The organism is Bacteroides sp. HPS0048 (assembly GCF_964240755.1).
Lineage (GTDB): Bacteria > Bacteroidota > Bacteroidia > Bacteroidales > Bacteroidaceae > Bacteroides > Bacteroides nordii.
In genome coordinates this window covers 88,001-95,045 of sequence record NZ_CAXSVC010000025.1, presented here as the reverse complement: position 1 = coordinate 95,045, position 7,045 = coordinate 88,001, and the positions used below count along the sequence as shown (strand labels likewise).

Below are 7,045 nucleotides of genomic sequence, written 5' to 3'. Positions count from 1 at the left end.
TACGGAACACGCAGTTCATCGTGGTGAGGCATCACGGGACGGACAACCCGCACTGCCACATCGTCTTCAACCGGGTGGACTTCGACGGGAAGGTGATTTCCGACAGCAACGATTTCAGGCGCAACGAGAAAGTGACAAAAATGCTTAAGGACAAGTATTCGCTCACCTATTCCGAAGGCAAACAGTCCGTTAAAACGGAAAAGCTGCATGCTTCCGAAAAGGTGAAATACGAAATATACCGTGCGGTCAAGGAAGCTTTGAGGAGTGCAGATACATGGAAAGAATTTCAAAATAAGCTCTTAAAAATGGGCGTGGAAATGGAATTCAAGTACAAGGAAAACACTAATGAAGTGCAGGGCATCCGCTTTATAAAGAACGGTCTGTCATTCAAGGGAAGTGGGATTGACCGCAGTTTCAGCTGGTCAAGGCTGGATGCGGCATTGGACCATAACCATGTCACGTCCCTGGAAAATGACGTTTCCCAAAAGCAACCGTACCATGAACAAAGTCATGGTTCTGTTATTGATAACCTGGTCGAAGTCACCGGTACGGGTGGCGTGTTCATGCCGTCGGTGGCACCGACGGAGGACGAGAAAGAGGCGGAACGCCTGCGGAGAAAGAAGAAGCGCAGGAAAGGAAGGAGTTTGTGAACCATATGTATAACAAAAAACTTTGAAAGATGAAAGAGGAAAATTATCTGGAAGGCATCTACGGATGCCTTGAAAGGATCGAGAAGAAAGTGGAGACGCTGCCCGTGGAAGGCACAAGCCCCGCAGTTGGAAACCGGACCAGTTCCCCGGAAGGGATTGCGGAACTGAAAATCCGTCTGGAACGCCTGCAATCCGCGGTGGAGAAAAACGGCTTGGAAATAGCAGCGGTACGTAACCATACCGTCCGGTTATCGGAAGGCTGGCCGTTGTCTGCCGAAACGTTTGCCGGGGAGATGGAAAAGATTAGATACTGCCTGAGTCAAGACTGCCAAGCTGTAAAGGAGACAGTGAGACGGCTGGATGAGAGAATGGTCCTGCTGAAAAAGGAACCGGAGCGCAGACTGGTGACCTACCGTCTGGAAAGCGCATCCAAGGCAGTGGTAACGACAGCTTCAGCACTGATCCTGGCACTGGTCGTTTCCGTCTGGACCAACTGCAACCAGTACCGCACGAACCGGCTTTTGAAAGATGCCGATTTGAAATACCGAGCCATCAGGATCTGCCTGCCGGGGGATGATCCCGACATCGCCTTCCTTGAGAAGCATTTCACCATCAAGCGGGACGAGGAAAAGATCCGGCGTGTGGAAAGGCTGGTGACCGCTTTTGAGGACTCGGTCAGGAACCGCATCCGTAACCATGAAATGGCAGCCTACAAGGACAGTCTGGCGCACCGGCTGTTCAGGGAGGCACAGGAAATCAGGAAGCAACTGGACAATCCCAATTCAAAATGACTGCACTATGGCAACAATCAGAACCAAATTCAGGTCCTCGTCCGCGGAAGGCAGGGAGGGCGCACTGTATTATCAGGTGATTCATAACCGTGTGGTCAGGCAGATCAGTACCGGATACAAACTTTTCGCTTCGGAATGGGACCAACGTTCCGAAGCGGTCATTCCCTGTCAACACCCTGCAGGGATGGAACGGGACAATTATCTTCTATCGGTAGGGGAACGGATAAGACGGGACAAAATCCGACTGGAAAAGGCTATCAGGACATTAAGCCAATCCGGTCCGTTTACAGCGGATGATATCGTCATACGTTTCCATGACAGCGGACAAGAACCTTCGTTTAACGACTATATCCGGCAACAGATAGTAAGGCTGAAACGTTTGGGAAAGATACGGACCTCTGAAACCTATACAGCCGCGCTCAAAAGTTTCAGCAGTTTTATGAAAGGTAGCGATATACTGTTTGGCGAACTTAGCTCTGACTTGCTCATGGAATACGAGGCTTATCTGAAAAACAGGGGGAACTCACCCAATACAATCTCGTTCTACATGCGCATTCTGAAAGCGGTCTACAACCGTGCGGTGGAGAACGGACTGACCGGACAGCGGAACCTGTTCAAGTCTGTTTATACAGGTGTGGAAAAGACCTTGAAACGGGCCATTCATTTAAATGATATCAGGCGTATCAAAAGACTGGACTTGTCCCTGAAACCCCACCTTGATTTCGCACGTGACATGTTCCTGTTCTGCTTTTACACACGGGGGATGTCCTTTGTGGACATGGCTTATCTGAAAAAGGGAGACATTGCGAACGGAATCCTGACTTACCGCAGGAAAAAGACCGGACAACAGCTGTTCATCCGATGGGAAAAGTGTATGCAGGAGATCATCAAACTTTTTTGTTTATCGGTTCAAGATTTCAAAGTTGTTCATTAATTGCTTTGTTGGTTATATCCAGAGTATTATTTGTAAGAGACTCTACGAATAAATGATGATAAGACCAGTTAGTTTATCGCTTGTTTTATAATTTCATTGCGATATTCGTTCGGTGTGCAACCTTCCATCTTCTTGAACCAACGTGTGAAATGTTGCGGGTATTGGAAACCCATTTCATCTGAGATTTGACTGATACTTTTTTGCGTGTTCATGATGCGCTCTTTGGCTATATCCATAATTTTTTGCTGGATATGCTTGATTGCTGACATACCGGTTTCCTTTTTTACCAGGTCACTGAAATAATTGGTGGAAAGACACAGTTGGTCAGCGCAATACTGTACCGTCGGAATACCTTTACTCGTTGGCAAGGCAGAATGATAGTAATTATTGAGCAACAATTCAAAACGCGCCAACAAATCGTTGTTGGCATTTTCCCTTGTAATGAACTGGCGGTCATAAAAGCGGATGCAGCGGTCAAGGAGAAGCTTCATGGTATCAATAATCAAAGAACGGCTGTGCTTGTCAATAGGATGCCTCAATTCTTCTGCTACATTGTTTATACATTCAATGACTACTTTGCGCTCCTGTTCTGACAGGTGCAGTGCTTCGTTGGCATTATATGAGAAATAAGAATACTCTTTTATTATATGTGCAAGGGAAGTACCGCGCAATAGTTCGGGATGGAACATCAGGGCCCATCCGGCCGGCTGGTGCAGACTGCCATCATCGTCAGAACCCATTACCTGCCCCGGAGCGATAAACAGCATGGAGCCTTTTTCATAGTCATAGAGGCTCCGTCCATAATTCATCGTACCGCAGTCAGTATCTTTCAGCAACACAGCATAAATGTTGTACAGTTTCTTTGAGTGTCTGATGGGCTGCACCTCGTAACAATTCACAACGCTGACCAACGGGTGCAGAGCTTCGACTTCGAAAAGGTCGCAGTACTGCTGAACTGTATCTATTCTTGTTATATCTCCCATAACCATCCTTTTGTTTTTTACAAAAATAAGTATTTATATTGACATTGCTGTCTGAGGAACAGCTGTTTCTTTTCTATCCCTTATTTATTTTATTCCATGACGACAAAGTTAGTTCATTCAATCAACGAACATATAACCCTAATCACAGACTGTCTTACCATTTTCACAGATAACATTTAACCCGGTCCAAGCCCGATGAAAGTGGTAATTTTATCAGTGATTGAGGTCTAATCTTCAGTATGTGAATGCTGTAATTTTGCAAGTGAAACCAAAAAGGTAAATAAGATGAAACCAAAAGCTTTATTTGTCATGTTAATCTTATGGCTTAGCTTCACTACGATTCAAGCGCGGTCAACCGAAGATGTCCCGGATAAGGGAACTTATGCAAAATTTCTGTTGGTAGGATGTTATATGAAGCCAGACGAAGAAGGTGTCAGAATGTACCGGTTTGACGGACAAACTGCCGATGTCGACTATCCGTGTGGGCTGAGAGGGATTTCAAATCCTGCTTTCCTTACATCTGATAGCACTGGTAATCGAATTTATGCCATAGGCGATGATGAAGGGAAAAGTTCGACTGCCAATGCTTTGCTTTTTGATAAGGAAAGTGGTCTGCTGTCTCTGCTTAACTCGCAATCTACAGACGGTGAACTTCCTATTTATATTACTCTCAGTCCAAAGGAATACTTTGTTCTGACAGCAAATTATAAGGGTGGCAGCATCACGGTATTCTCACAGGATAAGAAAGGAAAGTTGCAACGTGATACAAAAATAATTCGTTTTGCTGGAAATGGGCCGAATAAAAAAAGGCAGGAACAATCGCATCTGCATTGCGTGACCTTTACACCTGATGGCAAATTCCTTCTTGCTACCGATTTGGGAACAGATTGTATCTATCTGTTTCCGATAGGCAAACGACCGGAAGCAGGTAAGGCTCATTCTCTGTTGGATGAATCAAGAGTAGTCCGCATACAGATGGATTCCGGCTCAGGACCTCGACATATATGTTTTCACCCGAATGGCAGATTTGCTTATCTCATCAGTGAACTCTCGGGTAAAATAACTGTATTCTCCTATAATGAAGGCAAGTTGGAACGTTTACAAACAATTGTCTGCGACCCTTTCGTTGCAGAGGGAAATGCAGATATCCATGTTTCATCCGATGGCAAATTCCTCTATGCTTCCAAGCACTTGAAAGAAGATGGCATAATTGTTTATTCCATTGATTCCCAAAAAGGAACATTGGTTCAAATAGGATTTCAGCCAACAGGTCTTTATCCGCGAAGTTTTGCCATCTCTCCGGATGGTTGCTATTTGGCAGTGGTTTGCAGGGATGCCAACTGCATACAGATATTCGAAAGAAACCGAAATACGGGGTTACTGAAGAATACGGGAAAAAATATCCGACTGGAAAGACCGGCGTTTGTCAAGTTCTTATAAATTCATCACTAAACAGAAAGCAATATGAACAAGTTAATTACAACCATCGCCTGCCTGATATGCTGTATCGTTTATACGCAGGCACAAAACAAGGACAATATGTTAAGCAAGAAAGAACAAAGTATTGCCGCCATCAGTATGTATGCCGCACGTGGCAATCAGGACAGCCTCAAAGTGATCCTTGCCAGAGGACTTGACTGTGGGCTGACCGTGAGCGAAGAAAAAGAAGTACTTACCCAGCTCTATGCCTATTGCGGCTTTCCACGCAGCATGGGTGCATTGGTTACGCTGATGAATCTCACCAAAGAGCGTGCAGCACAAGGCATAAAGGATGAAGCCGGACGGGAGCCTTCTCCGGTAAAGAGTTCGGATATGTTTGTTGTCGGTGGACAAAACCAGCTGAAACTGTTCGGTCGTCCGGCACTAGGAGAAGTGCTGACATTTGCTCCGGCATTGGACCAATTTCTGAAAGCTCATCTGTTCGGTGACATATTCAGCCGTGACAATCTCGACTGGCGTACCCGTGAACTGTCTACTGTGGCTGCCTTGTCGGTGTTGGACGGCGTGAAGAATGAGTTGAATACTCACATTGCCCATGCCAAGCACAACGGCGTGACACAGGCTCAGATAGACGAAGTACTTATCATGGCGGCACGCTGTCGGAACGGAATGGTGCTTTCTGAATCCGATGAACCGGCAAAGACTTTTCAAACAGATCCGACAATTACTGTCCGTAAGGTCTTTTATAAAAACAGGTATGATATCATGCTTTGCGCCGAAATGTACCTCCCGAAGGATTTCAATGAAGCGCAACACTATGCAGCCCTCATCATCGGACACCCGTTCGGGGCTGTGAAAGAACAGTGTAGCGGACTCTATGCACAGGAAATGGCACGGCGAGGCTACGTGACTCTGGCTTTTGATGCTTCCTATCAAGGCGAAAGTGGAGGAGAACCGCGTCACACGGTATCGCCCGACGCATTGGTGGAAGACTTCAGTGCTTCTGTAGACTGGCTCGGACTACAACCGTTTATTGACCGCAACCGTATCGGTGTGATTGGCATCTGCGGAAGCGGCGGGTTCTCTGTCTGTGCGGCTTCTCTCGACCCCCGCATCAAGGCATTGGCAACCGTGAGCATGTATGATATGGGGCGTGCCACCCGTAACGGTTTGGGGGATTCGATGACGGATGAACAAAGACGCAAACTGTTGGATGAAGTTGCCGAACAACGTTGGAAGGAAGCAGAAACGGGAGAAGCACGTATCCGCTTTGGCACACCGGAGAAACTGCTGGGAAATGCCAATGCCGTGCAGAAGGAGTTTTTCGATTACTATCGCAACCCCTTGCGTGGCTATCATCCGCGCTATCAAGGTATACGCTTTACCAGTCAGGCGGCATTGATGAACTTCTATCCGTTTGCCATGATTAAAGAGATTTCACCACGCCCCGTGCTATTCATTGCAGGCGAGCATGCACATTCGCGCTATTTCAGTGAGGATGCCTATCAAGAAGCCAGCGAACCGAAAGAACTGTATATCGTTCCCGGAGCCAATCATGTAGACTTGTATGACCGGATGGATAAGATACCGTTCGAAAAAATTTCGGAATTCTTCTGGTATGCTTTGCGGTAATTCAGATGAAAATGGTAATGCTATCCGTGATTATGATACAGCAAAGCGAATACGCAGGAGGGTAACTTTGCAACAGAAACAATTTAAAGATTATAGTATTTGCAACCAGTTATTACTCAATATTTTGTGAGTTATAAGTCAGAAATATGGGCATAACCTTTAGGGGTACATTCTAAAAGGTGAAGATTTAACCTTTTTATTATTTCTTAACACTCAAAGAGCGGTGGTAGAGGGTATTTTCCCTCTTTTCGGTACTTTATTGATGGTTCGATGTTCCCATCTTTCCACATTGCTTGGCTCGTTCGCACAAGCCACTACAAAGGTACTACAATTTCCAATAAAGGCAAGAGGACAGCAATTCAAATCTATTATTTTTGAGGGAGTGAAATCTGCCGCTTGCCAAATTTCTCTCTGTCGAAAATAATAGTCCTCTGAAAAGAATGAAAACAGCATTGATAAAATTGCCTTATTAAGGGGGGGCTATGCTGTTTTATGCTATTATTTCGTCAGTCGTTTATCTCCGTTGCCGGATGCAGTTTTCAGCCAAGCCGATGAATAAGAAAAGGTTTTGGAGCTGTTTACTCTCCAACGGAGGACGAAACTGCTCCAAATGGT

General features: G+C 45.8%; 6 protein-coding genes. 5 read left to right on the top strand and 1 reads right to left on the bottom strand.

The genetic code is table 11. From position 1 onward, the window contains the following. From ACESQI_RS17710 to ACESQI_RS17700, 3 genes are all read left to right on the top strand, one after another. The coding region (locus ACESQI_RS17710) for a relaxase/mobilization nuclease domain-containing protein (protein WP_272052725.1) at positions 1-650 on the top strand (650 nt) is incomplete at its 5' end. Positions 651-679: 29 nt separating this feature from the next. Continuing rightward, entirely contained in the window at positions 680-1,441 is a 762-nt protein-coding gene (locus ACESQI_RS17705; protein WP_195311136.1) for a hypothetical protein, read from the top strand. Positions 1,442-1,448: 7 nt separating this feature from the next. Beyond that, positions 1,449-2,375: a site-specific integrase gene (locus ACESQI_RS17700; RefSeq protein ID WP_005641960.1), complete on the top strand. Its 927-nt coding sequence runs from the start codon at positions 1,449-1,451 to the stop codon at positions 2,373-2,375. A 68-nt stretch (positions 2,376-2,443) separates the two neighbouring features. Here the strand turns inward: ACESQI_RS17700 and ACESQI_RS17695 are convergent, their stop codons facing one another. Continuing rightward, positions 2,444-3,364: an AraC family transcriptional regulator gene (locus tag ACESQI_RS17695; RefSeq protein ID WP_004295301.1), complete on the bottom strand. Its 921-nt coding sequence runs from the start codon at positions 3,362-3,364 to the stop codon at positions 2,444-2,446. Positions 3,365-3,643: 279 nt separating this feature from the next. On the opposite strand from ACESQI_RS17695, the gene ACESQI_RS17690 reads away from it, so the two are divergent. Further along, complete coding sequence (locus ACESQI_RS17690; protein ID WP_004295300.1) at positions 3,644-4,798, top strand: lactonase family protein; 1,155 nt, start codon at positions 3,644-3,646, stop codon at positions 4,796-4,798. A 24-nt stretch (positions 4,799-4,822) separates the two neighbouring features. Then, positions 4,823-6,430 carry a carboxymuconolactone decarboxylase family protein gene (locus tag ACESQI_RS17685; RefSeq protein WP_005835705.1) on the top strand — a complete coding sequence of 536 codons (1,608 nt, stop codon included), beginning with the start codon at positions 4,823-4,825 and terminating at the stop codon, positions 6,428-6,430. The last annotated feature ends 615 nt before the right edge of the window (positions 6,431-7,045 follow it).

Coding starts and splice junctions, on each gene's coding strand:
- ACESQI_RS17705 (WP_195311136.1), top strand. CDS start 680: ATGAAAGAGGAAAATTATCTGGAAGGCATCTACGGATGCCTTGAAAGG.
- ACESQI_RS17700 (WP_005641960.1), top strand. CDS start 1,449: ATGGCAACAATCAGAACCAAATTCAGGTCCTCGTCCGCGGAAGGCAGG.
- ACESQI_RS17695 (WP_004295301.1), bottom strand. CDS start 3,364: ATGGTTATGGGAGATATAACAAGAATAGATACAGTTCAGCAGTACTGC.
- ACESQI_RS17690 (WP_004295300.1), top strand. CDS start 3,644: ATGAAACCAAAAGCTTTATTTGTCATGTTAATCTTATGGCTTAGCTTC.
- ACESQI_RS17685 (WP_005835705.1), top strand. CDS start 4,823: ATGAACAAGTTAATTACAACCATCGCCTGCCTGATATGCTGTATCGTT.